This is a genomic window from Sphaerisporangium sp. TRM90804 (assembly GCF_029846175.1).
Taxonomy (GTDB): Bacteria; Actinomycetota; Actinomycetes; order Streptosporangiales; family Streptosporangiaceae; genus Sphaerisporangium.
Genome location: NZ_JARWAC010000037.1, coordinates 40,729 through 66,067, shown reverse-complemented (window position 1 = coordinate 66,067; position 25,339 = coordinate 40,729). Strand labels below are relative to the sequence as shown.

General features: G+C 74.1%; 26 protein-coding genes. 17 read left to right on the top strand and 9 right to left on the bottom strand.

Annotated features, from left to right (window positions below; genetic code table 11):
- Positions 1–34: 34 nt before the first annotated feature.
- The 3 genes from PYR91_RS34550 (at position 35) to PYR91_RS34540 (ending at position 1,859) form a co-directional block, all read left to right on the top strand.
- Positions 35–502, top strand: coding sequence for a nuclear transport factor 2 family protein (locus tag PYR91_RS34550; protein WP_279786906.1), 468 nt, complete (start codon positions 35–37; stop codon positions 500–502).
- Positions 499–1,362 carry an NAD(P)H-binding protein gene (locus PYR91_RS34545; RefSeq protein ID WP_279786905.1) on the top strand — a complete coding sequence of 288 codons (864 nt, stop codon included), beginning with the start codon at positions 499–501 and terminating at the stop codon, positions 1,360–1,362. The genes PYR91_RS34550 and PYR91_RS34545 overlap by 4 nt, the downstream gene beginning before the upstream one ends.
- Positions 1,363–1,484: 122 nt before the next feature.
- On the top strand, positions 1,485–1,859 hold the full coding sequence (locus PYR91_RS34540) for a DUF2255 family protein (RefSeq protein ID WP_279786903.1): 375 nt from the start codon (positions 1,485–1,487) through the stop codon (positions 1,857–1,859).
- A 79-nt stretch (positions 1,860–1,938) separates the two neighbouring features.
- Here the strand turns inward: PYR91_RS34540 and PYR91_RS34535 are convergent, their stop codons facing one another.
- The 5 genes from PYR91_RS34535 to PYR91_RS34515 form a co-directional block, all read right to left on the bottom strand.
- Entirely contained in the window at positions 1,939–2,979 is a 1,041-nt protein-coding gene (locus PYR91_RS34535) for a DUF4037 domain-containing protein (RefSeq protein ID WP_279786901.1), read from the bottom strand.
- 102 nt (positions 2,980–3,081) lie between these two features.
- Complete coding sequence (locus tag PYR91_RS34530; protein WP_279786899.1) at positions 3,082–3,537, bottom strand: calmodulin-binding protein; 456 nt, start codon at positions 3,535–3,537, stop codon at positions 3,082–3,084.
- Positions 3,538–3,752: 215 nt separating this feature from the next.
- Entirely contained in the window at positions 3,753–4,484 is a 732-nt protein-coding gene (locus PYR91_RS34525) for a hypothetical protein (RefSeq protein WP_279786897.1), read from the bottom strand.
- A complete protein-coding gene (gene purB, locus PYR91_RS34520) occupies positions 4,481–5,911 on the bottom strand; it encodes an adenylosuccinate lyase (protein WP_279786895.1) in 1,431 nt (476 codons plus the stop codon). Before purB ends, PYR91_RS34525 begins: the two co-directional genes overlap by 4 nt.
- 133 nt (positions 5,912–6,044) lie before the next feature.
- Positions 6,045–9,278, bottom strand: a complete 3,234-nt coding sequence (locus PYR91_RS34515; RefSeq protein ID WP_279786893.1) for an efflux RND transporter permease subunit — start codon at positions 9,276–9,278, stop codon at positions 6,045–6,047.
- 146 nt (positions 9,279–9,424) lie between these two features.
- On the opposite strand from PYR91_RS34515, the gene PYR91_RS34510 reads away from it, so the two are divergent.
- The 3 genes from PYR91_RS34510 to PYR91_RS34500 all read left to right on the top strand — a co-directional run bounded on the left by PYR91_RS34510 (position 9,425) and on the right by PYR91_RS34500 (position 11,517).
- On the top strand, positions 9,425–9,874 hold the full coding sequence (locus PYR91_RS34510) for a MarR family transcriptional regulator (protein ID WP_279786892.1): 450 nt from the start codon (positions 9,425–9,427) through the stop codon (positions 9,872–9,874).
- 76 nt (positions 9,875–9,950) lie between these two features.
- The gene (locus tag PYR91_RS34505) at positions 9,951–10,766 is read left to right on the top strand and encodes an SDR family oxidoreductase (protein ID WP_279786890.1); all 816 of its coding nucleotides are present in this window, start codon (positions 9,951–9,953) and stop codon (positions 10,764–10,766) included.
- A gap of 256 nt (positions 10,767–11,022) precedes the next feature.
- Positions 11,023–11,517 (top strand): universal stress protein, encoded by a 495-nt coding sequence (locus PYR91_RS34500; RefSeq protein WP_279786888.1) that lies wholly within the window; start codon positions 11,023–11,025, stop codon positions 11,515–11,517.
- A gap of 12 nt (positions 11,518–11,529) precedes the next feature.
- On the opposite strand, the gene PYR91_RS34495 is transcribed toward PYR91_RS34500, so the two are convergent.
- Positions 11,530–12,519, bottom strand: coding sequence for a transcriptional regulator (locus PYR91_RS34495; RefSeq protein ID WP_279786886.1), 990 nt, complete (start codon positions 12,517–12,519; stop codon positions 11,530–11,532).
- Positions 12,520–12,574: 55 nt separating this feature from the next.
- Here PYR91_RS34495 and PYR91_RS34490 point away from each other — a divergent pair, with 55 nt between their 5' ends.
- Positions 12,575–13,327, top strand: coding sequence for a DeoR/GlpR family DNA-binding transcription regulator (locus tag PYR91_RS34490; protein ID WP_279786884.1), 753 nt, complete (start codon positions 12,575–12,577; stop codon positions 13,325–13,327).
- The gene (locus PYR91_RS34485) at positions 13,324–14,565 is read left to right on the top strand and encodes an MFS transporter (RefSeq protein ID WP_279786882.1); all 1,242 of its coding nucleotides are present in this window, start codon (positions 13,324–13,326) and stop codon (positions 14,563–14,565) included. Before PYR91_RS34490 ends, PYR91_RS34485 begins: the two co-directional genes overlap by 4 nt.
- Positions 14,566–14,574: 9 nt before the next feature.
- On the opposite strand, the gene PYR91_RS34480 is transcribed toward PYR91_RS34485, so the two are convergent.
- Positions 14,575–15,324, bottom strand: coding sequence for a hypothetical protein (locus tag PYR91_RS34480; protein WP_279786880.1), 750 nt, complete (start codon positions 15,322–15,324; stop codon positions 14,575–14,577).
- 82 nt (positions 15,325–15,406) lie between these two features.
- Between PYR91_RS34480 and PYR91_RS34475 the strand changes: the two genes are divergently transcribed.
- The 5 genes from PYR91_RS34475 to PYR91_RS34455 all read left to right on the top strand — a co-directional run bounded on the left by PYR91_RS34475 (position 15,407) and on the right by PYR91_RS34455 (position 20,319).
- Positions 15,407–16,435: an AAA family ATPase gene (locus PYR91_RS34475; RefSeq protein WP_279786878.1), complete on the top strand. Its 1,029-nt coding sequence runs from the start codon at positions 15,407–15,409 to the stop codon at positions 16,433–16,435.
- On the top strand, positions 16,432–17,415 hold the full coding sequence (locus tag PYR91_RS34470) for a DUF58 domain-containing protein (RefSeq protein ID WP_279786876.1): 984 nt from the start codon (positions 16,432–16,434) through the stop codon (positions 17,413–17,415). Before PYR91_RS34475 ends, PYR91_RS34470 begins: the two co-directional genes overlap by 4 nt.
- Before the next feature lie 277 nt (positions 17,416–17,692).
- Entirely contained in the window at positions 17,693–18,640 is a 948-nt protein-coding gene (locus PYR91_RS34465; protein WP_279786874.1) for a VWA domain-containing protein, read from the top strand.
- 331 nt (positions 18,641–18,971) lie between these two features.
- On the top strand, positions 18,972–19,661 hold the full coding sequence (locus PYR91_RS34460) for a methyltransferase (RefSeq protein ID WP_279786872.1): 690 nt from the start codon (positions 18,972–18,974) through the stop codon (positions 19,659–19,661).
- An 88-nt stretch (positions 19,662–19,749) separates the two neighbouring features.
- Positions 19,750–20,319: an RNA methyltransferase gene (locus PYR91_RS34455; protein WP_279786871.1), complete on the top strand. Its 570-nt coding sequence runs from the start codon at positions 19,750–19,752 to the stop codon at positions 20,317–20,319.
- Positions 20,320–20,441: 122 nt separating this feature from the next.
- Here the strand turns inward: PYR91_RS34455 and PYR91_RS34450 are convergent, their stop codons facing one another.
- Complete coding sequence (locus PYR91_RS34450) at positions 20,442–21,506, bottom strand: DUF5808 domain-containing protein (RefSeq protein ID WP_279786869.1); 1,065 nt, start codon at positions 21,504–21,506, stop codon at positions 20,442–20,444.
- Positions 21,503–21,904 carry a GntR family transcriptional regulator gene (locus tag PYR91_RS34445; RefSeq protein ID WP_279786867.1) on the bottom strand — a complete coding sequence of 134 codons (402 nt, stop codon included), beginning with the start codon at positions 21,902–21,904 and terminating at the stop codon, positions 21,503–21,505. Before PYR91_RS34445 ends, PYR91_RS34450 begins: the two co-directional genes overlap by 4 nt.
- A gap of 56 nt (positions 21,905–21,960) precedes the next feature.
- Here PYR91_RS34445 and PYR91_RS34440 point away from each other — a divergent pair, with 56 nt between their 5' ends.
- The 4 genes from PYR91_RS34440 (at position 21,961) to PYR91_RS34425 (ending at position 24,973) form a co-directional block, all read left to right on the top strand.
- Positions 21,961–22,908, top strand: coding sequence for a CPBP family intramembrane metalloprotease (locus PYR91_RS34440; protein ID WP_279786865.1), 948 nt, complete (start codon positions 21,961–21,963; stop codon positions 22,906–22,908).
- Between the two features lie 116 nt (positions 22,909–23,024).
- A complete protein-coding gene (locus PYR91_RS34435; protein WP_279786863.1) occupies positions 23,025–23,936 on the top strand; it encodes a MerR family transcriptional regulator in 912 nt (303 codons plus the stop codon).
- Between the two features lie 173 nt (positions 23,937–24,109).
- On the top strand, positions 24,110–24,496 hold the full coding sequence (locus tag PYR91_RS34430) for a VOC family protein (protein ID WP_279786861.1): 387 nt from the start codon (positions 24,110–24,112) through the stop codon (positions 24,494–24,496).
- A gap of 81 nt (positions 24,497–24,577) precedes the next feature.
- Positions 24,578–24,973 (top strand): YciI family protein, encoded by a 396-nt coding sequence (locus PYR91_RS34425; RefSeq protein ID WP_279786859.1) that lies wholly within the window; start codon positions 24,578–24,580, stop codon positions 24,971–24,973.
- The last annotated feature ends 366 nt before the right edge of the window (positions 24,974–25,339 follow it).

Below are 25,339 nucleotides of genomic sequence, written 5' to 3'. Positions count from 1 at the left end.
CGGTACCGTATCGTCCCGATCTGAGGAGGGCCTGATGTCCCAACCCACCCGTACCGTCCGCGACCTCGTGCGGGAGGCGCTGCGCCTGCTCCTGGACCGGGACATGGCCGGGTTCGCCGGTCTGTGGGCCGCCGACGGGGTCATCGAGTTCCCGTTCGCGGCGCCCGGCTCCCCCCGGCGCCTGGACGGCCGCGCCGCCGTGCGGGAGTACCTGCGCCACTACAACGACCTCGTGCTCCCCCGGGCGCTGGCGTCGTGCACCGTCCACGACACCGCCGACCCCGCCGTGGCCGTGGTGGAGTTCGAGGTCGACGGCGTCGTCACCGCCACCGGGCTGCCCTACCGCATGGGCTACGTCGCGGTGGTCACCGCCCGCGACGGCGAGATCGCCCGCTACCGCGACTACTGGTCCCCGGCCGCCGCCGCCGAGATCCTGGGCGGCCCCGCCCCCCTCACCGCCCCCCTCACCGGCGCCGCCGCCGGCGGGGAGACCGGCGCGTGAGCGGCCGCCCCGCCGTGCTGGTCACCGGCGGAACCGGCACCACCGGCGGCCGCGTCGCCGCCCTGCTGCGCGAGCGGGGGGCCGCGGTGCGGATCGCCACCCGGACCCCGGGCGCCGCCCCCGGGCACGTCCGCTTCGAATGGGCCGACCCGGCCACCCACGCACCGGCCGTGGCCGGGACCGACCGGGTCTACCTGGTCGCCCCGATCGGGGCGGCCGAACCGGCGCCCGTGGTCGAGCCGTTCCTGCGCACCGCCCTGCGGGCCGGGGTGCGCCGGGTCGTGCTGCTGAGCTCCTCGGCCACCCCCGAGGGTCCGGCGGGGCTGGGCGCCCTGCACCGCCTGGTGCGCACCAGCATGCCGGAGTGGACGGTGCTGCGCCCGTCGTGGTTCATGCAGAACTTCGTCGGCGATCACCCCCTCGCCCACGGCATCCGCGCCACCGGGGAGATCGTCACCGCCACCGGGACCGGCCGGGTGGCGTTCGTGGACCCGGACGACATCGCCGCGGTCGCCGCCCACGCCCTGCTGGACGCCGTGCCGCACGACGCCGAACACCTGATCACCGGCCCGCAGGCGCTCGGCTACGACGACGCCGCCGCCCTCATCGCCGACGCCACGGGCCTGGCGGTCCGCCACCACGCCGTCGGCACCGCCGACATGGCCGCCCGGATGACCGCCGCCGGCGTCCCCGAGGAGTTCGCCGCCATCCTGGCCGGCATGGAGGAGGACATCCGGCACGGCGCCGAGGACCGCGTCACCGCGACCGTCCAGGAGGTCACCGGGCGCCCGCCACGATCGTTCGCCCGGTTCGTCGCCGCCCACCGCGACGCCTTCACCACCGGCCCCGCCCCGCGGTAGGGGCGCGGACCGGGCCGGCGCCCCTCCACGGCCGGCCGAAGCGGACCGGACGCGGCCGGCGCGACCGCCTTCGATACCGTCGTCGACGACCTCACACAGACCTGACGAGAACGGAACCGGCCATGAGCTCGTGGACCGCCGAGGACCTCACCCGGATCGGGGCGGCGGAGGAACTGCAGATCAGCTCGCGGCGACCCGACGGCACGCTGCGCCCCTACGTGACGATCTGGGTCGTCCGCGTCGAAGACGACCTGTACGTGCGCAGCGCCTACGGCTCGACCAACCCCTGGTACGGGCGCGCCACGGCGAGCGGCGCCGGACGCGTCCGCGCCGGCGGCGTGGAGCGCGACGTCACGTTCGCCGAGGCCGCCCCGGACGTCCACGGCGACATCGACCAGGCCTACCACGCCAAGTACGACCGCCACGGGCCCGAGATCGTCGGAACCGTCGTCGGCGCCGAGGCCGCCCCGGTCACGATCCGGCTCCTGCCGAGCTGACCGATCGCGGCGACGGGCCCCGCGGCCACCCGCCGTCGACGACCTCGCCCCCGCCCCGGGGCGGGCAGGACGTTCGCGGCTACCCGGGGTGGACGGCGCGGGTCACCGCCGAGGACAGGGCCGGATCGGCCAGGACGGCGGTGTTGTCGCAGATCTGGTCCACGGCCCCGGCCGGCGGCAGGTCGCGAACGGCCGGGTCGGCCCCGGCCAGCAGCGCGTCGGCGAAACGGCCGGCGCCGATCACCTGGAACGGGCGGTCGAAGAACGGCCGCACCGCCGCGTCCAGCGGCGCGGTGAGCCGCAGCCGGTTGTGCAGCGCGGCGACGCCCTCGTAGGCGGCCGACAGGTGACGCTCACGCTCGCGCCAGCGCCGGGCCGCCAGCGCCTCGGTGAACCGCTCCGCCAGCTCGGCCGACCCCGACAGGCGCGCGAACGCGCTGCCCAGCCACTTGGCGTACGGGGGGTAGCGGCGGCGCATCAGCAGGCACAGCCGCATCAGGTCCTCCACCAGGCGGGCGGTGACCAGCACCGACCCCAGCTCGTCGCCGACCTCCCCGCACCGGCCGGGGAAGCTCTCCAGCTGGGCCACCCGCCGCCACTGGCACGCCAGCACGTACCGCCACACCGGCTCGGGGTACCAGCGCAGGTTGGCGCGGGCCCGCCCCAGCTCGCCCAGATCGTCGTGGTACACCTCGCCGCTGGTCACCTCCGCCAGCCGCTGCCAGGACGCCCCCAGCCAGTCGGCCGTGCCGATCGGCCCGCGCGGGTCGAAGCCGAGCCGGTCGCGCGCCCACGCCCCGAACCCGGCGACCACCACCCCGTGCCGGGCCGGGGCGCGGTCGGACCCGAAGGCGGTGGGATATCCATGGAACCGGTCCGGCAGGGCGCCCTCCAGCCGTGCCGCCAGCCCCGCCACCTCGGGAGGGTCGACGAACACCAGCACGCGCGGGCCCCAGTCGTGGTCGGTGGAACGTTCGGTGTCGAAGGCCAGTACCTCAGAGCCCGGGCCGATGAGCGCCGCCCCATGCGGAAGCCGCCCGAGCAGCGGGCGGACCACCTCGGCGTAGAACGCGCGCGACAGCTCACGGCCGGGGACGAACCCGGAAGCGAAATCGGACATCACTTCATCACTGTGCCTGGCGTGGCGTCGCGCTTCACCTGGTTTTCCCCCGCGCCCCGCGGCGGCCGGTCCGCACGCCGGGAACGGCCGCCGCGAGGGTGTTCAGGGGGCGGCGACCTCCCGCTTCAGGGTGGAGGTCCAGGGGCACCACACCGAGCCGGGCAGGAACGCGCCCCCGGCCTCGTCCAGGTGCCGCTCGACGTAGGGGATCGTCGCGTCGCACACCTCGATGGCGACGTGGAAGAACCGGACCGTCGCCGGGTCCAGGTGGTAGCTCCAGCGCGCGTTGTACGGCACGGCCCGTTTGACGATCCGGCCCATGACGTGGTCGGGCTTGCCGGCGCCGACGATGTCCCTGGCCTCCTTGATCCTCTCGGCGTCGGTGAGCTTGACGACGAACCGCTCGCGGGTGACGTCCTCGAACTCGAAGTAGGCCACCTCGCCCACCTGGTCCCGCGTGCCGGCCGCGGCGCCGGGAGAGGCGGCTCCCAGGACGGCGGCCAGGCCGAGGACGGCCGCCAGGCCGGTCCGGCGTGCGACGGCGGGGGTTCGGCTCATCTGCGCTGCTCCTTCGAACGGGCGGGGCCCGCCGGCCGGGCCCCGGGTCACCGCCCCGTATCCCCCGCCGCCCCGCCGTCACACCCGCCTTGTGACAGATCACACCTCCGCGATCACATCACGTGACCGGAGGGGGAGCACGGGCTTACCCTCAAGCACGCCGCGGGGGTGCGGTCAATCACCGTGGGCGCGCGGTCAGCCGGCGCGGCGGGCCATCAGTCGGCGTGCGCGGCGGCGACGTTCCGCAGGCTCATGCCCAGCCGCTCGTACACGCCGACGGCCGAGCCGTTCCAGGAGTCGGCCATCAGCGCCACCCGCCCGTGCGCGGCCATCAGGTCGTTGAGCACGAACCGGCACACCGCCTCGGAGTGGCCCCGCCTGCGCCGCGCCCCGGCGGTGGCCACCCCGGCGATGAACCCGACGGACGAGCAGCTCCAGGCGTCGGCGGCCACCGAGACCAGCTCTCCGCTGTCGGCGCGCATCCCCGCCCACCGCCGCACCCCGGGCACCCCCGGCACGGCGTAGGAGCCGGGGGCCGCGACGGCCAGCAGCTCGCTCACGCGCGCGGTGTCGGCGTCCTCCAGCCAGACGGTCTTGCCCACCTCGCCCGGCGCGGGCGCGGCGGTCTGCATCCACAGGAACGCCGCCTCGAAACGCACCCGCTCGACGCGTTCGGCCAGGGCGCGGACCAGCCCTTCGTCCCCCATCGGCCGGTACGCCGGCCCGACCTCGGCCAGCGCGTGCCGCACCAGCGGGGCCACGTCGTCCAGCGGGCCGGCCACCACCAGCCGGTCGCGGCGGGCCAGGGCCGGAGCGGCGACCGCGACCGCCTCGCCCAGGGCGAACGCGCGGGTGCCCGGCCGCATGTCCTGCGCCGCCCACACGATCGTCAGATCGTCCCCGGCCGCCGTGAGGACGTCGCCCAGGGTGCTCAGCTCGCGGATCACAGGATGGCGCCCGGGCGGTAGGCCGCCGCCCTCGGGTGGCGCGCCACCACGGCGCCGACCCGCGCCACCACCTCGTCCACCTGGGCGGCCGCGGCGCCGGTGAACGGCGCGGGGTCGGCCAGCAGGCCCTCCAGCGCGGCGGCGTCCAGCGGGAACCGCTCGTCGGCGGCCAGGCGCTCCAGCAGCCGGTTGGGCGCGCCGCTCTCGCGCATCGCCAGCGCCGAGGCGACCGCGTGCTCCTTGATCAGCTCGTGGGCGGTCTCCCGGCCCACCCCGGCCCGCACCGCCGCCATCAGCATCTTGGTGGTGGCCAGGAACGGCAGGTAGCGGTCGAGCTCGGCGGCGATGACCGCGGGGAAGGCGCCGAACTCCGCCAGCACGGTGAGCATGGTCTCCACCAGCCCGTCGAAGGCGAAGAACGCGTCGGGCAGCGCCACCCGGCGCACCACCGAGCACGACACGTCGCCCTCGTTCCACTGGTCGCCGGCCAGCTCCCCGGCCATCGAGGCGTAGCCCCGCAGCACGACCGTCAGGCCGTTGACCCGCTCGCAGGAGCGGGTGTTCATCTTGTGCGGCATGGCGCTGGAGCCGACCTGGCCCTCCTTGAAGCCCTCGGTGACCAGCTCGTGCCCGGCCATCAGCCGGATCGTCTTGGCCAGGCTGGACGGCGCGGCGGCCAGCTGCACCAGGGTCGTCAGCACGTCGTAGTCCAGCGACCTCGGGTACACCTGCCCCACGCTGGTCAGCCCCGCAGAGAAGCCCAGGTGCCGCGCCACCCGCCCCTCCAGGTCGGCCAGCGCCGCGCGGTCGCCGCCCAGCAGGTCGAGCATGTCCTGCGCGGTGCCCACCGGCCCCTTGACGCCGCGCAGCGGGTAGCGGCCGATCAGCTCCTCCAGGCGCGTGAACGCCACCAGCAGCTCGTCGGCCGCGGTGGCGAACCGCTTGCCCAGCGTGGTGGCCTGCGCGGCGACGTTGTGCGACCGCCCGGCCATCACCGTGCCCGAGTGGCGCTCGGCGAGGTCGGCCAGGTGGGCCAGCAGCGCCACGGTGCGGTCGCGCACCAGCAGCAGGCTGTCGCGGATCTGAAGCTGCTCGACGTTCTCGGTCAGGTCGCGCGAGGTCATGCCCTTGTGGACGTGCTCGTGCCCGGCCAGGTCGTTGAACTCCTCGATGCGGGCCTTGACGTCGTGGCGGGTCAGCCGCTCGCGCGCGGCGATGGAGGACAGGTCGACCTTGTCGACGACCCGCTCGTAGTCGTCGGCCACGCCGGGCGGCACGGGCACGCCCAGCTCGGCCTGGGCGCGCAGCACGGCCAGCCACAGCCGCCGTTCGGCCACCACCTTGTGCTCGGGCGACCACACGCGGGCCAGCTCCGGAGAGGCGTAACGGGCGGCGAGGACGTTGGGGATGCGAGGCTTGGCGGTCACGTTGCCCCAGTGTAGAAGGGCCGCCCCGCCGCGCGCACACCCCGGCCTCGCACCCCGCGAACCCGCCCACGCGCCCGGCGCGCCGCTGACCGGGCCGCCGTCGAGGCGGCCCGGTCCGCGGGGCGGCGCGCCGTCAGCGCGCGGCCATCGCCTCGGTGTCGTACACGGTGACGTCCTCCGGCTCGGCCGGCGGCTTCGGGCGGGGGCGCAACCGCTCCTTGGCGCGCTCGACGAGCGTGTACAGGGTGGGCACCAGCACCAGCGTCAGCAGCGTCGAGGACACCAGGCCGCCGATCACCACGATGGCCAGCGGCTGGGAGATGAACCCGCCCGACCCGGTGAGCCCGACCGCCATCGGCGTCAGGGCGCAGATCGTGGCGATGGCGGTCATCAGGATGGGCCGCAGGCGCCGCCTGCCGCCCTCCAGCACGGCCTCCACCACGCCGAGCCCCTGCTCGCGATACTGGTTGATCAGGTCGATCAGCACGATCGCGTTGGTCACCACGATGCCGATGAGCATCAGCATGCCGATCATCGCCGGCACGCCCAGCGGGGTGTCGGTGAGGCGCAGCAGGCCGATCGCGCCGGTGGCGGCGAACGGGATGGACACCAGCAGGATCAGCGGCTGCACGAAGCTGCGGAACGTCGCCACCATGATCATGAAGACGATGGCGATGGCCGCCAGCATGGCCAGGCCCAGCTGTCCGAACGCCTCGTCCTGGTCGGCGCTGACGCCGCCGATGCTGTAGCTCACCCCGGCGGGCAGGGTCAGCGACTCCATCTTCTCGGTCATCTTGGCGGTGACGGTGCCCAGGTCGCTGGCGGTGGCCGCGGCCGACACCGACGCCGTGCGGTCGCCGTCCTTGCGGGTGATCTGCGACGGGCCGTCCACCTGGCGCACCTCGGCCACGCTGGACAGCTTGACCGCGCCGGCCGCCGTGGGCAGCGTCAGGTCGCGTACCTCGCCCAGGTCGGCCGGGGCGCCCCCGCCGGTCCGCAGGATGATGTCGCTGGCCTGCCCGTCCAGGGTGATCTGCCCGATCGGCGCGCCGCGGAACGACTGCGCCACCAGCTGCCCGATGCCCGCCTCGGTCAGGCCCTTGGCCGCCGCCTTGCGGCGGTCGACCCGCACGTCGATGCGCGGCGCGCTGGCCTGCAGGTTGGAGGTGACGTCCCGAAGGCCGTCGATCTGCTTGAGCGCGGCCAGCACGGTGTCGGCGCCCGACTCCAGCGCGTCCTGGTCGGCGCCCTGCAGGATCACCTCGGCGCGGTCGGAGGCGAACCCGCCGCCGCCCTGACCGCCGACGGTCACCTGTCCGGCGCCCTGCAGCGCGCCCAGCCGGTCGCGCAGGGACTGCTCCAGCACCGGGGTGTCGACGCCCTCGGCGACCGTCACCGAGAACGACGCCCGGTCGGCCGACCCGCCGACCCCGCCGGCGAAGGTGCCGCCGGAGCCCACGTTTACCTGGTAGGACGCGACCTCGGTGGTGGAGGCGAGCACCTGCTCGACCTTCTTGGCCGCCTCGTCGGTGGTCGCCAGGTCGGTGCCCGGGGGCATCTTCTGGGTCACCGAGATCGAGTCGTTGCCCGAGGAGTCGATGAAGTTGGTCTTCAGGCCCGGCGCCAGCGCCAGCGTGCCGACGAACACCAGGACCCCGGCCAGCAGCGTCACCAGGCGCCGCCGGGTCGCGAACCGCAGCACCGGCAGGTACGCCCGCTGCAGCGGGCTGCGCAGCTCCTTGGCCTCGGCCTCCTCGCGCACCGCCCGCGTCTGCTCGGGCGACAGCCTGGGAGCCTTGAGGAACCAGTACGCCAGCACCGGGATCACCGTCAGCGACACCAGCAGCGACGCCAGCAGCGCCACCGTCACCGTGATCGCGAACGGCGCGAACAGCTGGCCCACCAGGCCGCCCACGAACGCGATCGGCAGGAACACCGCCACCGTGGTCAGCGTCGAGGCGGTCACCGCGCCGCTCACCTCGCGCACGCCGGTCAGCACCGCGTCGCGTTTGGCCTCGCCATACCCCAGGTGGCGTTTGATGTTCTCCAGCACGACGATCGAGTCGTCCACAACCCGGCCGATCGCGATCGTCATCGCGCCCAGCGTGAGCAGGTTGAGCGAGTAGTCCCCGATCCACAGCGCGATCAGCGCGATGACGACCGACAGCGGGATGGACACCGCCGTGACGATCGTCGAGCGGATCGACAGCAGGAACACCAGGATGACGATCACCGCGAACGCCAGGCCCAGCAGGCCCTCGGTCGTCAGGTCCTCGATGGAGCGCTCGACGTAGGGGGCCTGGTCGAACACCACGGTGATCTCCGAGGCGTCGCCCAGCGCGCGGGTCAGGCCCGCCAGCTTGTCGCGCACGTCGTGGGAGATCTGCACGGCGTTGCCGTCGGGGGTCATCGTCACCGACACGCCCAGGCTCGCCTGGCCGTTGGTGCGGGTGACCGTGGTGGCCTCGGCCTGCCGCTGCTCGACGGTGACGACGTCACCGAGCTTCACCGGCCGCGGAGCCGCCTGCTGGGCCGGGCCCGCCGGGCTCTGCGGCGCGGCCGCCCCGCCCTGGCCGGGCTGCTGGCCCTGCTGGCCCTGCGGGCGCGCCGGCTGCGCCGGTTGCGCCGGGGCCTGCGGGGTGAGGTACAGGTTCTTCAGGTCCTCCACCGAGTCGACGCGCCGGCCGACCTGCACGGTCAGCGACCTGCCGTCCTCGACGAGCGTGCCCGCGGGCACCGGCGTTCCGTTGGCGCGCAACAGGTCGGGGATGGCCGCCGGCGACACGCCCAGCCTCAGCATCTTGCCCAGGTCGGGGGTGATGACCAGCGTCTCCTCGCGGGCGCCGGTCACGGCCGCCTCGCGCACCCCGGTGATGCCCTGCAGCTCCGGCACCGCGATGCGCCGCAGCTTCTCGTACATCGCGCGCGCGTCGCCGCCGTCGCCCACCGCCAGCACCATCACCGGGATGTCGTCGGTGTTGCCCGCCACCACCGTCGGTTCCACCCCGCCGGGCAGTTGCAGCCGGCCGACCGCCTGCTGCAGCTTGGCGACCGCTCCCTCGACGTCGGTGCCGTACTCGAACGACACCTGGATCTGGGCGCCGCCCTCGCGGGAGGTGGAGGTGATCTCCGTCACGCCGGCGATGCCCTGGAAGCTGCTCTCGATCGGCTCGGCGACCTGCTCCTCGACGATGTCCGGCGAGGCCCCCGCGTAGGGGGCGATCACGAAGGCCCCCGGGAACGACAGCGACGGCAGCAGCTGCTGCTTGAGCGAGGGAATCGCATAGGCGCCGAACGCGCTGATCACCAGCGCGATCATGATGACGAGGCTCCGGTTGGCGAGGCTCAGCCTGGCCAATGCGGTCATAGACGTGACCTTCCAAGGGGGATCGTTGCGTCGGGGGATGTGCGCGACGCGGAGACTTTCCGGCAATGCTAACACTTCGCATGATACGAATATTTAGTGAGCGTATGAACTCCTGGTAACCTGATCAGGGCAGTCGAAAGGCGGATGTGGACGAGAGAGACGCGCTGGTCGGAAACATCACCCAGGCACAGCACGCCCTGGGGCGTTTTTTCGCCCACGACCGTTCCATGCCGCTGCTCGCCCTGAGCCTCACCATGCAGCAGCTGAAGGTCGCCCTCATCCTCGCCCACCGCGGCTCGGTCTCCGGCCAGGAGCTCGCGCACGCCCTGGGCACCGGGCTCGGCACCGTCACCGGCATCGTCGACCGCCTCGTCGCCCAGGGCCTGGTCGCCCGCCGCGAGGACCCCGACGACCGCCGCATCCGCAGGGTCGAGCTCACCGACGCCGGCCGGCACATGACCGAGGAGTTCGCCGACGCCGGCCTGAGCAGGTTCCGCGAGCTGCTCGGCCGCCTCGACCTGGACACCCTGCGCCAGGCCGACCACGTCATGCGCGCGCTGCTGGTCGCCGCCGACGAGCTCTACGACGCCTGCTGACCCCGCCGCCCCGCGCCGCCCGCCCGGCGCCCGCCGCTGATCGCGGCACCGGGGCGCGGTGATAACCTCCACCCCCATGCACGCCCCGGACGAACACGGCGGCCCGGCGCCCGCCTCCCCCGACGCCTACCTGCGCGAGCTGTTCTCCCTCGCCGGGCGCACCGCCCTGGTCACCGGCGGCAGCTCCGGCATCGGCTACGCCGTCGCCGAGGCCCTCGGACGCGCCGGAGCGGCCGTCGTCCTGGTCGCCCGCAGGCGCCCGGAACTCGACGCCGCCGCCGAGCGGCTGCGCGGGCACGGCGTGCGCGTGGCGACGATCAGCGCCGACCTGGGCGACCCCGCCGCCGTCGGCGACGTCTGCGCGCGGGCCGCCGGCCCGCTCGGCGAGATCGACATCCTGGCCAACGTCGCCGCCAACAACATCCGCCGCCCGATGGCCGAGCTCACCGACGACGACTACGAGACCACCATGCGGGTCAACATCACCGCCCCCTACCGCCTGGGTCAGCACTTCGGGCCGCGCATGGCCGCGCGCGGCTGGGGCCGCGTCATCAACGTCGGCTCCCAGCAGTCGATCAGCGCCTTCGGCGACAGCGGCGCCTACGGCGTCAGCAAGGCCGCCCTCGCCGGCCTCACCCGCTCACAGGCCGAGGCCTGGTCGGCCCGCGGCGTGAGCTGCAACACGATCCTGCCCGGCTTCGTGCTCACCCCGCTCACCGCCCCCGCGCAGGCCATCCCCGGCCGCGTCGAGGCGATGGCGGCCCGCTCCATGACCGGCCGCAACGGCCTGCCCGGCGACTTCGCCGGCGCCGCCGTCCTGCTGGCGAGCGACGCCGCCGCCTACATCACCGGCCAGGTCATGTACGTCGACGGCGGCTTCTCCGTCCACTGACCCGGAGGCCTCCCCGGTCGGTGTGGGTTGTGACAGGTGTGCGGACGGGAATGGTGTCCACAGCCACCGGCTTTACATTGTAGATCAGGAGTACCGGTGCGGCACGGCGTGACCCCCGCCCGGTGCCGCGTCCACCGGCCGTTCACCGGGACGGGTTACCACCCGTACGCGCTATACGACATTTAGTGTGATTTTTTTCCAGGGGCTTTGACGCCGCCTCACCACCCGGGAGCGATGCTCGGTGGAGGAGGTTTCCGTGACCCGCAAAAGCATCCGGCCGCGCATCGTCGTCGGCGTCAACCACTCCCCCGTCTCCGTCGCCGCGCTGCGCTGGGCCATCGCCGAGGCCCGGCTGCGCGAGGCGGTGGTCCAGCCCGTGCACGCCTGGCAGTGGTCGGGCCAGCACCGGGCCTCGTACGCCCCCATGGGCAGCTGGCGCTCCCACGAGGAGGAGTACGAGGCGATCAGGGAGCGGACGCGGCGCCTGGTCGCCCAGGTCTCCCGCACGCTGGCGCCCGTCGTGGCCCACGGCCCCCCGGCCCAGGTGCTGCTGGCGCACTGCGAGGAGGCCGAGATGCTCGTCCTGGGGGTCCGCAGGAGCGACACCGGCGCCCCGGCCGCCAACCCGGTGCTGGCCGCCTGCATCACCGGGGCGCGCTGCCCCGTCGTGGTCATCTCCCCCCACGAGGTGCCCGCCGCCGCCGCGTTCCCCTCCTACGACGTCACCCTCACCGGGGCGCCCACCCGGTGACGCGCCGGCCTGTCAGGCGGAGGGCGCGCCGGTGCCGTAGATGGCCGACAGCCCCGCCACGGCGGCGACCATCATCTCGCGCAGCTCGGGCGGCTCCAGCACCTCGACGCAGGGGCCCATGCGCAGCAGCAGCCAGCAGGCGTGCCTGACCGACTCCACCGGCACGCGCAGCGTCCGCCACCCGTCCGGCTCCGGCGGACCCCCCGCCGCCAGGGCCTCGTCGGCCGGGCGGACGCCCATCGCCAGCCGCAGCCGCTCCTCGCCCCCCGGCGCCAGCCGCACCGTCGCGTGGGCGGTGTACATGCGCTCACGGAAGCCGGCGGCGTACTCGCGCCAGAAAGCGTGCAGGTCGAACCCGTCCGGCCGGGCGAAGCGGCCGGGCAGCACCTCCAGCGAGACGATGCGCGCGACCCGGTAGGTGCGCGGCCGCTCCCCGTCGGGCGCGGCCACCATGTACCAGGAGCCGCCCTTGAGCACCAGCCCGTACGGGCACACCCGCCGCTCCACCTCGGCCGGCCCCCAGCGGCGGTAGACCATGCGGATGCGCCGCGCCTCCCACACCGCGTCGGCCACCTGCCCCAGGTGCGGCACGTCGTCGGCCTCCCGGTACCAGCCGGGCACGTCCAGCAGGAACCGCTCGCGCATGCGCGAGGCCTGCGAGCGCGGCTCGGGCGGCAGGGCCGCCAGCAGCTTCAGCTCCGCGGCGGCGGCCACCTCGCCCAGGCCCAGCTCCGCCGCCGGGCCGGGCAGTCCGGCCAGGAACAGCGAGGACGCCTCCTCGGCGGTCAGGCCGGTCAGGCGGGTGCGATAGCCGTCCAGCAGCCGGTACCCGCCGGCCGGGCCCCGGTCGGCGTAGACCGGCACGCCGGAGGACGACAGCGCCTCCACGTCGCGGTACACCGTGCGCACCGAGACCTCCAGCTCCCGCGCCAGCTCGGTGGCCGTCATGTGGCCACGCGCCTGCAACATCAGCAGCAGGGACAGCAGACGGCTCGCACGCATGCCCCCTAGTGTGTCCGACTTGCCAAACGAACACCACAAATGTTCATATGAACGCATGGATCGATTGAAATCAATCATCGACGCGCTGATGGCCGCCGACAGCGTGTCGGTCGCCGAGCTCGCCGCCCAGCACGGCGTCTCGGAGATGACCATCCGCCGCGACCTGGACGAGCTGGCCCAGCAGGGCGTCGCCCGGCGCATCCGCGGCGGCGCGCAGAGCCTGCTGCTGCGCGGCGAGGAGCCGCCGTTCGGGGTGCGCGAGCACGAGGCCGCCGAGCAGAAGCGCCTCATCGCCGCCGAGGTGGCCGCGCTGCTCGCCGACGGCGAGGCGGTCGTGCTCGACGGCGGCACCACGGCGCTGGAGGTCGCCCGCGCCGTCCGCGACCGCAGGCTCACCGTCCTGCCGCTGTCGCTGCAGACCCTCAACGCCCTCGCCGACGCGCCCCGCGTCCGCGTCGTGCTGCCCGGCGGCGAGGTGCGCCACGGCGAGCAGAACATCGCCGGCCCCCTGGCCGTCAGCACCATCGGGACGCTGCGCTTCGACACCGCGGTCATCGGCTGCTGCGGCCTGTCGGCCGAGCACGGCATGACCGCCCACGGCCTGGACGACGTGGCCGTCAAGCAGGCGGCCATCGCCTCGGCCCGCCGGGTCGTCGTGGCCGCCGACTCCGCCAAGTTCCGCCAGACCGCCTTCGCCACCGTGTGCCCGCCCGGCCGCATCGACGTGCTGGTCACCGACTCCGGCATCCCGCGCGACCAGCACGAGGCGTTCACCGCCGCCGGCGTCGCCGTCCGAGTCGCCGGATGAGCCGCGAAGGCGGCCCGCGCCGCGCCCGTGTCGCCGTCTCCTTACTCTTCCTGGTCGCCGGGGTCTCCATCGGCGTGTGGACCGCCCGGATCCCCGCGATCCAGCACCGGCTGCAGCTCGGCGAGGGAGAGCTGAGCATCGCCCTGCTGGCCATCGCCGCGGGCGCGTTCACCGGCATGCAGTTCGTCGGCCGCCTGGTCGACCGGTACGGCACCGTCCGCGTCATGATCCCCGCCGGGCTCGCCCAGGGCGCGGTCCTGGTGCTGCCCGCCGCCATGCCCACCCTGGCCTCCCTGGTCGTCTCGCTCACCCTGTTCGGGATCGTGCACGGCGTGATGGACGTGTCCATGAACGCCAACGCGGTGGAGGTCGAGCGCGCCTACCGGCGCCCGCTGATGTCCTCCTTCCACGCGGTGTTCAGCATCGGCGGCTTCCTGGGCGCGGCCACCGGCGGCCTGTTCGCCTGGGCCGGGGCCGGCCCGCTGCCCACGTTCGCCGCCGCCGGCGCCGCCCTGATCGTCCTGTCGGCGTGGGCCGGCCTGTGGGCGAGGCCGCCGCTCCCGGCCGCCGCCACCCCCGGGCCCGCGCCGCGCGACGGCGTCCCGGCCGCGCCCGGACCCCGGGACGGCGGGCGCCGCCGCTCCCTGCGCGGCGAGTGGGACCGCAACCGCGGCGTGCTGCTGCTGGGCGCGCTCGCCTTCTGCTGCTTCGTCGGCGAGGGCGCCGCCGCCGACTGGAGCTCGGTGTACCTGCGCGGCGACCTGGGCAGCTCCGACGGGTTCGCCGCGGCCGCCTACGCCGCCTTCTCGATCACCATGACCGCCGGGCGCCTGGTCGGCGACCGCCTGGCGGCCCGGTTGGGGCCCGTCCGGCTGGTCCGCTGGTGCGGCGTCCTGGCCGGCGCGGGCCTGGGCGCCGCGCTGCTCGTCCACCACCCCGTGGCCGGGGTGATCGGCTTCGCCTGCTTCGGCGCCGGGCTGTCGTGCACGGTGCCCCAGGTGTTCTCCGCCGCCGGCAACCGCGACCCTGCCCGGGCCGGGCGCGCGCTGGCCCGGGTCGCCAGCACCGGGTACCTGGGCATGCTGCTCGGCCCCGTGCTGATCGGCGCGGTCTCGGAGCTGATCGGCCTGCCCCGCGCCCTGGCCATCCCGGCCGTGCTCGCGCTGTTCGTCGCCCTCACGGCCACGGCGCTGCGCGTCCCCTCCCCCGCGCCGCTGCCCGCCCCCGCGCCGCGGTGACGCGAGTGCTCAGATGGGATCGCCGGAGTCCTCGTCGCCGGGCAGGGTCGGCCGCGGCGGCGCCGTGCCGCTGTCGCCCGGCGAGGGGGACGGCGAGGGCTTCAGCGTGTCGTTGGGCGAGGGCTGCGGCGGCGGGGTCGGCACGAACATCGTCGGCGGCAGCGGGCGCGTGGGCGGCGGCAGCTCCTCGCCCCGGCCCAGCAGCAGCCACGCGATGACGCCGGTCAGCACGACCAGCACCACCAGCGCCGACATGGCCACCAGCACGGCGCGCCGGGTCTCGGTCGGCGGCGGCGCGGGCGGCGGCGGCAGCGGGATCGCCGGGACGCGGTCGCCCAGCCAGTACGGCACGAAGTCGGGCCCGTGGATCTCGCCGATCAGCGTGCCGGTGATCAGCACCGAGGTCAGGAACCACTCGGCGCCCGGCCCGCCCGGCGCGTACGGCACCGCCACCCACGGCGCCGGACCGTCGTCCAGCGCGATGACCTGCGGCGCCCCGGCCGGGGCGCGTCCACGCGCCCGCGCCACCCAGCCGCGCACGCCGCCGCGCGCGGGCGCCGCCTGCCTGGCGGCGTCCAGGAACCGCTCGCGCGCCGCGGCGTCCAGGGCCGCGCCGCGGGTCAGCAGCGCGACCGACACCGGGCGTCCGCCGGCGTCCTGCGCCAGGTAGACGAACCCCGTGGGCAGTGCCCGCAACCGCGCCTGCACGGCGTAGGGCCCCAGCCGGGGTGGGTCGCCGTACTGCAGCGGAGTTGCCACCGTGACATGAAAGCACACCTTGACCTTCGGCTCACCGCGACGGTGCCGTGCACCATTGCGTGCTGTTTGATGAAATGGCCGCATGACCGTTGCCGAAGAACGCAGTGACGGCCCCGGACCGGGCGAGGGCGTCGACGCCGACCTCGGCCTGCTCCAGCAGGCCTTGTCGGAGGTCCGGCGCGTGATCGTCGGGCAGGACCACATGATCGAGCGACTGCTGGTGGCCCTGCTGGCCCGCGGCCACTGCCTGCTGGAGGGAGTGCCGGGCGTCGCCAAGACCCTGGCGGCCTCCACGCTGGCCACCGTGGTCGGCGGCACCTTCGCGCGCATCCAGTTCACCCCCGACCTGGTGCCGAGCGACATCGTCGGCACGCGGGTCTACCACCCCTCCAGCGAGAGCTTCGACATCGAGCTGGGGCCGGTGTTCGTCAACTTCCTGCTCGCCGACGAGATCAACCGCGCCCCGGCCAAGGTGCAGTCGGCGCTGCTGGAGGTCATGGCCGAACGGCAGGTCACCCTGGCCGGGCGCACCCACCCGCTGCCCCGGCCCTTCATCGTGCTGGCCACCCAGAACCCCATCGAGTCCGAGGGGGTGTACCCGCTGCCGGAGGTGCAGCGCGACCGGTTCCTGTTCAAGGTGCGCGTCATCCACCCCACCGCCGGGGAGGAGCTGGAGATCCTGCACCGCATGAGCGTCTCCCCGCCGCTGCCCGGCCGCGTCCTTGACCCCGAGCGGCTGATGGCCCTGCAGAAGCTCGCCGACCAGGTCTCGGTGCACCAGCTCGTCGCCGACTACGTGGTGCGGCTGGTCATGGCCACCCGCTCCCCCGCCGAGTACGGGCTGCGCGACCTGGAGGAGGCCGTCGAGATCGGCGTCAGCCCGCGCGCCACCCTCGGCCTGGTCGCCGCCGGGCGGGCCCTGGCGCTGCTGCGCGGCCGCGACTACCTGCTGCCCGACGACGTGCGCGACGTCGCCGTGGACGTCATGGGCCACCGCCTCATGCTCACCTTCGACGCCCTGGCCGACGGGGTGGACCCCGAGGACGTGGTGCGGCGCATCCTGGCCTCGGTGCCGCCGCCGCTGGTCGTCTGGAACCAGGCCCAGCGGTGAACGCCGCCCCCGCCGTGGACGAACCCGCACCCGAGCGCGGCCCCGAGCACGCCCTGCGCCGCCTGGAGCTCACCGTCCTGCACCGCCTGGACGGCCTGCTGCACGGCCGGCACCAGGGCCTGCTGCCCGGCGCCGGCAGCGAGATCGGCGACAGCCGGGTGTACGTCCCGGGCGAGGACGACGTGCGGCGCATGGACTGGGCGGTCACCGCACGCACCCAGGTGCCGCACGTGCGCGACCTGATCGCCGACCGCGAGCTGGAGACCTGGGTGCTGGCCGACCTGTCGCCCAGCATGGACTTCGGCACCGCCGACATGGAGAAACGCGACCTGGTGATCGCCGCCGTCGGCGCCGTCGGGTTCCTCAGCAGCCGCGTCGGCGACCGCTTCGGCGCCTACGTCATCCACGGCGACCAGGTGCACCGCCTGGCCGCCCGCACCGGCCGGCCCGCCATGTACGCGCTGCTGCACACCCTGCTGGACGCCCCCCGCGGCACGCCCGCCACCGGGCCCACCCGGCTGGGCGAGGCGATCGCCCTGCTGGCGTCCGCCCGGCGCAAGCGCGGGCTGCGCGTGGTGGTCTCCGACTTCCTCGACCTTGGCGCCGGCGGCGACCCCGAGAGCCGGCGCGAGTGGGAGCGTCCGCTGCGCCGCCTGGCGGCCCGCCACCAGGTGCTGGCCGTGGAGGTCATCGACCCGCGCGAGCTGGAGCTGCCCGACGTCGGGACGGTCGCCCTGACCGACCCCGAGACCGGGCGCACCCGGCTCATCCACCTGTCCGCCAAGATCCGCCGCGACTACGCCGAGGCGGCGGCGCGCCAGCGCGAGGCCACCCGCGTGGCGCTGCGCCGCTCCGGCGCCGCCCACCTGGTGCTGCGCACCGACCGCGACTGGGTGTACGACATCGCCCAGTTCACTCTCCGGCACCGCCGCACGGCCCACCTCGCCGGCCGGCATCCCACCAGAAGGGCGGGCGCGTGAACCACCTGTCGTCTCCACCGGCGCCGGAGGCCGGCCACCCACCGCACCGGGCCCATCGGCCACCCCGGCGAACGCGCTCGGGCACCGCTCCGTCTCGCCGCCGGCACGCCCACCGTCAGGCTCGCCGGCGGCACGCCGTCCACCCGCCGCGCCCGCCACACGCCCGCCGGCCGTCCCGCGCGCCGCGCCCGGGTCACCCCCGGCCCCCGGGGCGCGCCGGCCGTCTGGCCCGGCCGGCCGTCCGTCCGTCCTCGTCACGGCGCTGGAGGGCGGGCACGTGATCTTCCTTTCTCCCGGGTGGCTCTGGCTGTTCGCCGCGCTCGCGCTGGTCGTCGCGGCGTACGTCGCCGTGCAGTTCACCCGGCGCCGCTACGCCATGCGCTTCACCAACCTGGCGCTGCTGAGCTACGTGGCCCCCGAACGGCCCGGCTGGCGGCGGCACATCCCGGCGGCGCTGTTCCTGGTGATGATGAGCCTGCTCGTGGTGGGCGCGTCCCGGCCCGCCGACGCCACCCGCGTGCCGCGCGACCGGGCGACGATCATCGTGGCGGTCGACGTCTCGCTGTCCATGGAGGCCGGCGACGTCTCCCCCACCCGGCTGGTCGCCGCCCAGCAGGCCGCCCAGCAGTTCGTCCGCGACCTGCCCGAGCGCTTCAACGTCGGGCTGGTCGCCTTCGCCCGGTCGGCCGCCGTGGTGGTGTCGCCCACCACCGACCACCTGGCCGCCGCGACCGCGATCGGCAGCCTGGCCACCCGCCCGGGCACCGCGATCGGCGAGGCGGTGTTCAGCTCGCTGGACTCGCTGCGCTCGTTCGACCAGCGCGCCGTCACCGACCCGCCGCCGTCGGCGATCGTGCTGCTGTCCGACGGCGACAACACCTCGGGCCGGTCGGTGAACGAGGCCGTCCAGGCGGCCGTGGGCTCACGCGTGCCCGTCTCCACCATCGCCTACGGCACGCCCGAGGGCACGGTCAGCATCGACGGGCGCGACGTGCAGGTGCCGGTCAACAAGGCCACCCTGCAGTCGCTGGCCGACGGCACCGGCGGCCGGGCCTACAGCGCCGAGTCCGGCGACCAGCTCCGCGAGGTCTACAGCCAGATCGGCAGCTCCCTGGGCTACCGCGTCGTCCACCAGGAGATCGGCCAGTGGTTCACCGTCGCCGGCGTCCTGATAGGCCTGCTGGTCGCCGGCGCCGCCATGCTGCTGGGCACCCGCATCCCCTGACCACCCGCCGGGCGGGCCTCGGAGCGCCTGAACGGCCCGGACTTCTCACGCGTGCCGCCGCCCCGAGGAAAGGTGCCGGTTCCGGTCTCTGACGTCCGGCCCCCGGGCCCGCCACAGGGTCCCGATCGGCCCGCCCGCTCACGTCCGGGCCCGGCACACCGGGTTCCCGGGGCCTCACGAGATGGAGGCGCCGGGAGCCCGGCCCTCCGACGTCCGGTCCCCGGCCCGCCGGACGATCTGACCTTCCCGGCGTCCCACGCCCCCCGCGAGTGAGGGGTGCGGGACGCGCCGGATCACGAGCACCGCCGTGCGGTTGGTAACGTCTTCCGTCGTGACGTCCAAGGGGGGGCACTACTTCGAGGAGCGGCCCGGCGCGGCCGCCCGGCCGGGCACGGTCGACGTGATCCTGCCCGACCTGCACCTGCGCCTGGCCACCGACAGCGGCGTCTTCTCCCCCGGCCGCCTGGACGCCGGCACCCGCGTGCTGCTGGAGGCCGTCCCGGCGCCCCCGCCGCGAGGCGAGCTTCTCGACCTCGGCTGCGGGTACGGGCCGATCGCGCTGACCATGGCTTCCCGGGCGCCCGACGCCACGGTGTGGGCGGTGGACGTGAACCGGCGCTCGCTGGAGCTGTGCGCCGAGAATGCGCGAACCGCCGGCCTTTACAAAGTAAGAACCGCGCACGCCGACGAGGTGCCGAGCGACGTGCGGTTCTCGGCCATCTGGTCCAATCCCGCGATCCGCATCGGCAAGCCGGCCCTGCACGCCATGCTCACCCGCTGGCTCGACCGCCTCACCCCCGACGGCGCCGCCTACCTGGTCGTCCAGAAGCACCTGGGCTCCGACTCCCTGCAGCGCTGGCTGAACGACCAGGGCTGGCCCACCACCCGCGAGGCCGCGCGCTCGGCCTACCGCGTCCTGCGCGTCGCCGCCCGCCCCACCCCGCACCCCGCCGGCGGCACGCCGGAGGCGCCGCCCGCCCGGGGCCCGCGGGGCACCGACGCCTCCGGCCGCACGCAGTGACCCGTCACGGACACCCCGGCGGCTCCGGGGACGGCCCGCCTTCCCGCACCGACTTCCACCCGCACCGACGACATCCGCTGAGGACCCGATGAGCACAGGCACTCGCAGGCAGCTCCGCCCCACCGACGTCAAGCGGCTGAACCGCACCTGGCGCCGGGGCACAGAGAACCGGCTGTCGCTGATCCTGGAGTCGGTGACCGGCCCCTTCAACGTCGGGTCCATCTTCCGCACCGCCGCCGCGTTCGGCGCCGACCAGCTCTGGCTGGCCGGCAACGCGACCCCGCCCACCAACCCCAAGGTGCAGAAGACCGCCCTGGGCACCGACCGCCTGGTCACCTGGCACCCGGCCGTCCCCGCCCTGGAGGCCGTCCAGGCCGCCAAGGACGACGGCTACACCGTGATCGCCATCGAGCTGACCGGCGACGCCGTCCCCCTGCACGAGTCCCGCCTCGACCGCGACGTGTGCCTGGTCGTCGGCAGCGAGGACCACGGCTGCTCCCCCGCCCTGCTGGAAGCCGCCGACGAGGTCCTCTACATCCCCCAGGTCGGCCGCGTCGGCTCCTTCAACGTCGGCGTGGCCGCCGCCATCGTCCTGGCCGAGGCCCGCCGCCAGGAATGGTCGGCCAAGCCCACCCCCACCGGCGACCCCCAGCCCTGACCCGGCCCCGCACGCGACGATCGGTCACCTGACCTCGCGGCGACCCCCGGCGCCGCACCTCGGCGGTCACTCGGCCTCGCGGCTGTCCCGAGGCCGTCTCCCGGCGATCGTGCGCCCGGGGGTCAGTGCGGCCACGGTGTCATGGCCAGCCCGGCGACGAAGGCGACGACGGCGATGCCCATCCAGACGACCGGGTTGCCGAGGTTGAGCGTCCACCGGCCGCCGACCCGCTGGTGGACCATGATCGCGGGGTCGTCCCGGTTGGCGTAGACCATCCCGGCCAGGCGCCAGTAGCGGTCGTCGTCGCGCTGGACGTAGCCGGAGCCCGCTTCCGGGCCGGCGACGGGCAGCCGGTGACCCGCCTCGCCGACCCGGACACCGAAGACGAGCATGGCGATCCCGGCGGCGATCGGCGGCAGCCACGTGGCGACGGTCACTCCCGCCGACGGCGCGAGGACCTGCCACTGCCGCAGGGCGAGCAGGAGCAGGGTGAGGTTGAGGCAGGCCGCGACCAGCAGCAGCAGGCGCGACATGCCCCGCAGGTAGACGCGGTAGCGGTAGGCGGAGGCCTCCGGGTACTCCGCGTCGAGGTCGGGCCGGGACCGCAGCAGCGCCGCGATCACGACCGGCGCCACCAGCGTGACGGCCACCTGGGCGGCGACGGTCGCGAAGGCGGAGGCGGGCGTGGTGGGCACCCGGGTAGCGGCGTCGACGCCGAGGCCGCGCAGGGTCGCCAGGTTGGCGGGCAGGTCGCTGTACCGCCAGACCCCGATCGTGGCGGTGACGGCCACCAGCAGCAGCGAGGGAAGCAGCAACGGCCACGGCACCCGTACCGGATCGGTGCGGAACGCGGTGTCGGTGCTGGTGGCCTGCTTGGTGCCGGCGTACCAGTCGCCGCGCCGCTTGGCCGCCGCGACCGCGCGGTGGGCGGTGTAGTAGAGCGCCATGTCGGCCGCGCCCAAGATCAGGAGGGCGCCGGAGGGGGCGCCGAGCACCACCGCGAGGGCGGCGATCGCGCCGAGCACGAGCACCCCTCGGGCGTGGCGGCGGCGCTGCGCGGTGATCTCCGGTGCGGTCACCCGGTCGCCGGGCACGCGCACGCCGAACGGCAGCGTCGGGCGGCTCAGCACCGGCAGCGCCCATGCCGCGACGGTGACCAGCGCGACCAGCGGCAGGTCGGTGATCATACGGGGGTCTCCCTTCGTGGGGCGAACGAGTCGAGCACTCCGGCGCTGCGTCGCAGCACCTCCTGCGGATCCATGCCGTGCACGGCCGCCTCGGCGAACAGCGTGCGCAGCCGGGGCTCCCAGTCGTCGGCGAAGCCGGGCCCGGGAGGGCCCGAGGCGGCGTCACGGCGGACCACGGCTCCGCTCTTGCGGTTGATGCGAATGACGTTCTGTCGTCGCAGCAGGTCGTAAGCCTTGTTCACGGTGTGGAAGTTGATCGCCAGGTCGGCGGCGAGCTGCCGGGTGGACGGCAGCGCCGACCCCTCCCGCAGCTCGCCGTCGGCGATGGCCTCGACCACCCGGTCACGGATTTGCTGGTAGATCGGCACGTCGCTGTCTAGGTCGATCGTCAGAAGCACAGACCTACTCTATCTGATATATAAGTAATAGAACAGATGACAGAGAGGACTTCATCATGCTCCCCGAGACAGCCGTCGTACCTCGCCGCCGCGAGATCGCGGTCTTCGTGATCCTCGCCTTCGGGATCCCCTGGCTGCTGTGGGTGCTGCGCCGGCTGACCGGCGTCGACGCCATCGCCCCCGGCGGCATGCTCGCGGCTGGCCTGGCCACCTTCGTCGCCGTCCGCTGGGTGCGCCGTTCCCGTGACATCCGGCGCGAGACCGCCATGGCGCCCTTAAGGCCGGCCCGCCCGCTGCTGCGTTACTGCCTGATCGGGCTGCTGCTGCCGCTCGCGTTCGGCTTCGCCTCGATCGGCATCGGCGCCCTGGCGGGCGTCTACCCACTCGACCTGACCGGCTTCGGCGCCCTTCGCAGCACGTTCGCCCCCGGAACGGTCGACGAGCAGGGCATGCCGATCGGCCTGATCCTGTCCGCGCTGGCAATCAACGTCGGCCTGTTACTCATCCTGCTGCCCCTGGCCTTCTGCGAGGAGTGGGCCTGGCGCGGCTACCTGCTACCCGTGCTCCGCCCGTTCGGCCTGTGGCCCGCGCTCCTGCTCAGCGGTCTGATCTGGGGCCTGTGGCACCTGCCCGGCTTCATCGGGTCGCAGGCCGCTCCCCGGACGATCCCCTTCATGATCACCGCCGTGTTCTTCGGCGTTCTGCTCGGCTGGCTGCGCCTGGCCTCCGGGCTCATCTGGCCAGGTGTGATCGCCCACGCGGTCAACAACACGCTGATCACCGGCTTCGTCAACGCCGTGTTCGGCTCCGGCGACCTCATCGCGCGGTCCAACCCGTGGACCATCGGCCTCAGCGGCTGGCCCGGCTGGCTGGTCATGCTCGCCGTCATCGCCGTACTCGTGGCCCGGGGCGCGCTGCCCGGCAGGAAGACCGGCGGGACCGCGAATCCGGAGCCGCTCCGGGCCACCCGCACGACGACCCCCTCCGCGCCCTCCTCCCCCTGACGGACGCACCGGGCCCGACGGCCGGCACCACCGCCGCCCCATCCTCCGCCTGACGGACGCACCGGGCCCGATCGCGGCTTGACTTTCGAGTGGCTCGAGGGTGCAGATTCGTCCCCGTGAGTGAAAGCGCGGAGCTCTACACGATCGGACGGCTCGCCCGCCGCACCGGCCTGTCGGTGCACACGATCCGCTTCTGGTCCGACAGCGGCCTGGTGCCGCCCGCCGGCCGCTCGGCGGGCGGATACCGGCTGTACGACGCGGCGGCCGTCGCCCGGTTGGAGCTGGTCCAGAGCCTGCGCGAGCTCGGCATCCCCCTGGACACCGTGCAGGACGTCCTGGCGCGGCACGTCACGGTCGCCGAGGTGGCCGACGCGCACGCCCAGGCCTTGGACGCGGAGATCCGCACCCTGAAGCTGCGCCGCGCCGTGCTGCGCACGATCGCCGAACGCGGCGGCACACCCGAGGAGACCCTGATCATGCACAGACTCGCCCGCCTGTCCGCCACCGAGCGGCAGCAGATCATCAACCGCTTCGTCGACGACGTCTTCGCGGGCGTCACCCCCGACGACGACGCACTGACCGTCGCCGGGTGGATGCGCGAGCTGCCCGCCGAACTCCCCGACGACCCGTCCCCCGCCCAGGTCGACGCCTGGGTGGAGCTGGCCGAGCTGGTCGCCGACGAAGACTTCCGCGACCGCCTGCGCCGCATCGTCCTGACCGGCACGACGGACCCGCTCCCGGACGCCGGCTTCGACCTGCGCTCCCGAGTCCTGCGCCACGCCGGCCAGGCCCTGACCGACCAGATCGCCCCCGCCTCCCCCGAGGCCAGACCCGTCCTGGACCGCGTCGTCGACCCCCGAACCTCCGCCCAGGCCCGCGACCACCTCCGCGACCGCCTGGAACTGCTCGCCGACCCCCGGGCCGAGCGCTACTGGCACCTGCTGTCCACCCTCGACGACCGCCCCCCGTCCCCCACCGTCATCCCGGCCTTCACCTGGACGATCGCCGCCCTGCGCGCCCACGCCTGACGCGGGCTCCCGGAGCCGGGTGAACGTCCGGCGCGGCTCGGACGGGGTCGGTTCGTCCCGCGAAGCCCCGGGGCGGCATGTAGAGATCGGGCCCTCTCCTCCGACCAGCCTGTGAGGCACCCGTCCGCGGTGCCCGACGAGGCGCCGGGACGCCGGCGAGGAGAGGACTGATCATGGGTTTGCCCGTGGTGCACTTTGAGATCATCGGAAGCGATCCCGCCAAGCTCCGCGGCTACTACGGTGAGCTGTTCGGCTGGCGGTTCCAGGTGGGCGACGCGATCTCCGACAAGGTCTCGCAGCCGGGTTCGTACGGCTTCGTGGACGGAAGCACGACCGGGGAGGGGGACGGCATCAACGGCGGCGTCGGCGGCGGACGGGACCACGAGCCGCGGGTCCTGTTCTACGTTGCCGTTCCCGACGTCGCATCGGCGCTCCGCCAGGCCGAGGACCTCGGCGGCAAGCGCCTGATGGGCCCCGAGCCACAGTCGGGGGACTTCACGGTCGGCCGCTTCACCGACCCCGAGGGCAACGTCGTCGGCGTCGCCGGCCCGTCGGCCTGATCGGGGCGCCGCGCATCGCCAGGACGCGCGGGGGCCGGGGTCTCACCCGTCCCGGACATCGTGCGCGAAGAGAGAGTCGATATGAGATACCTGCTCTTGATCTACAGCAACGCGGAGAACTGGGAGCACCCGCTGTTCCTGCGCGACCCGGAGTTCCTGGCGATGCCGGCGGATGACCGCGCCGAACTGATCACCCTGTCCAAGGCCCTGCACCGGGAGATCACCGAGTCAGGCGAGCTGATCACGGGTGAGGGACTCGCCGCCCCGTCGACCACCAGAAGCGTCCAGGTCCGCGAAGGCGTCCCAGCCGTAACAGACGGCCCCTACGGCGAGACCAAGGAGCACCTGGCGGGCTACCTCGTGGTCGACTGCGAAACCCCGGAACGAGCGAACGAGATCGCGTCCCGCATCCCCGACGCCCGCTTCGCCGCGGTGGAGGTACGCCCGATCATGGACACCCCCACCCCGGAAACGTGAACCCAGCGGCCCTCCGGGTGAGACGGCGTATCCCCCAAGATCGTGCCGCCCGGGGAACACCAACCGAGCCTTCCACGCTGCCTCTTCCTGGCGACACGTGGAACCGCCTGAAGAAATGCCGCGTACCGCTCCTTGTCATCCTCTACTACCTCAAAAATGTCACGAGTCGGCTCATAGATACCCGAGCACAACTCTGGGTAGAGAGTCCATACCCCTTCGCGAGCCGACTTTCTGCACTCAGGCCCCAGATCGGGCCCCCATTTGCGATCTCCTCATGATCAGACTCGCCGAACACGCACTGAAAGAGCAACTCGAGCACGGCTTTCCAGGCAGGGAGGCGAAAGATCCTCCTCTAATGCGAAGACG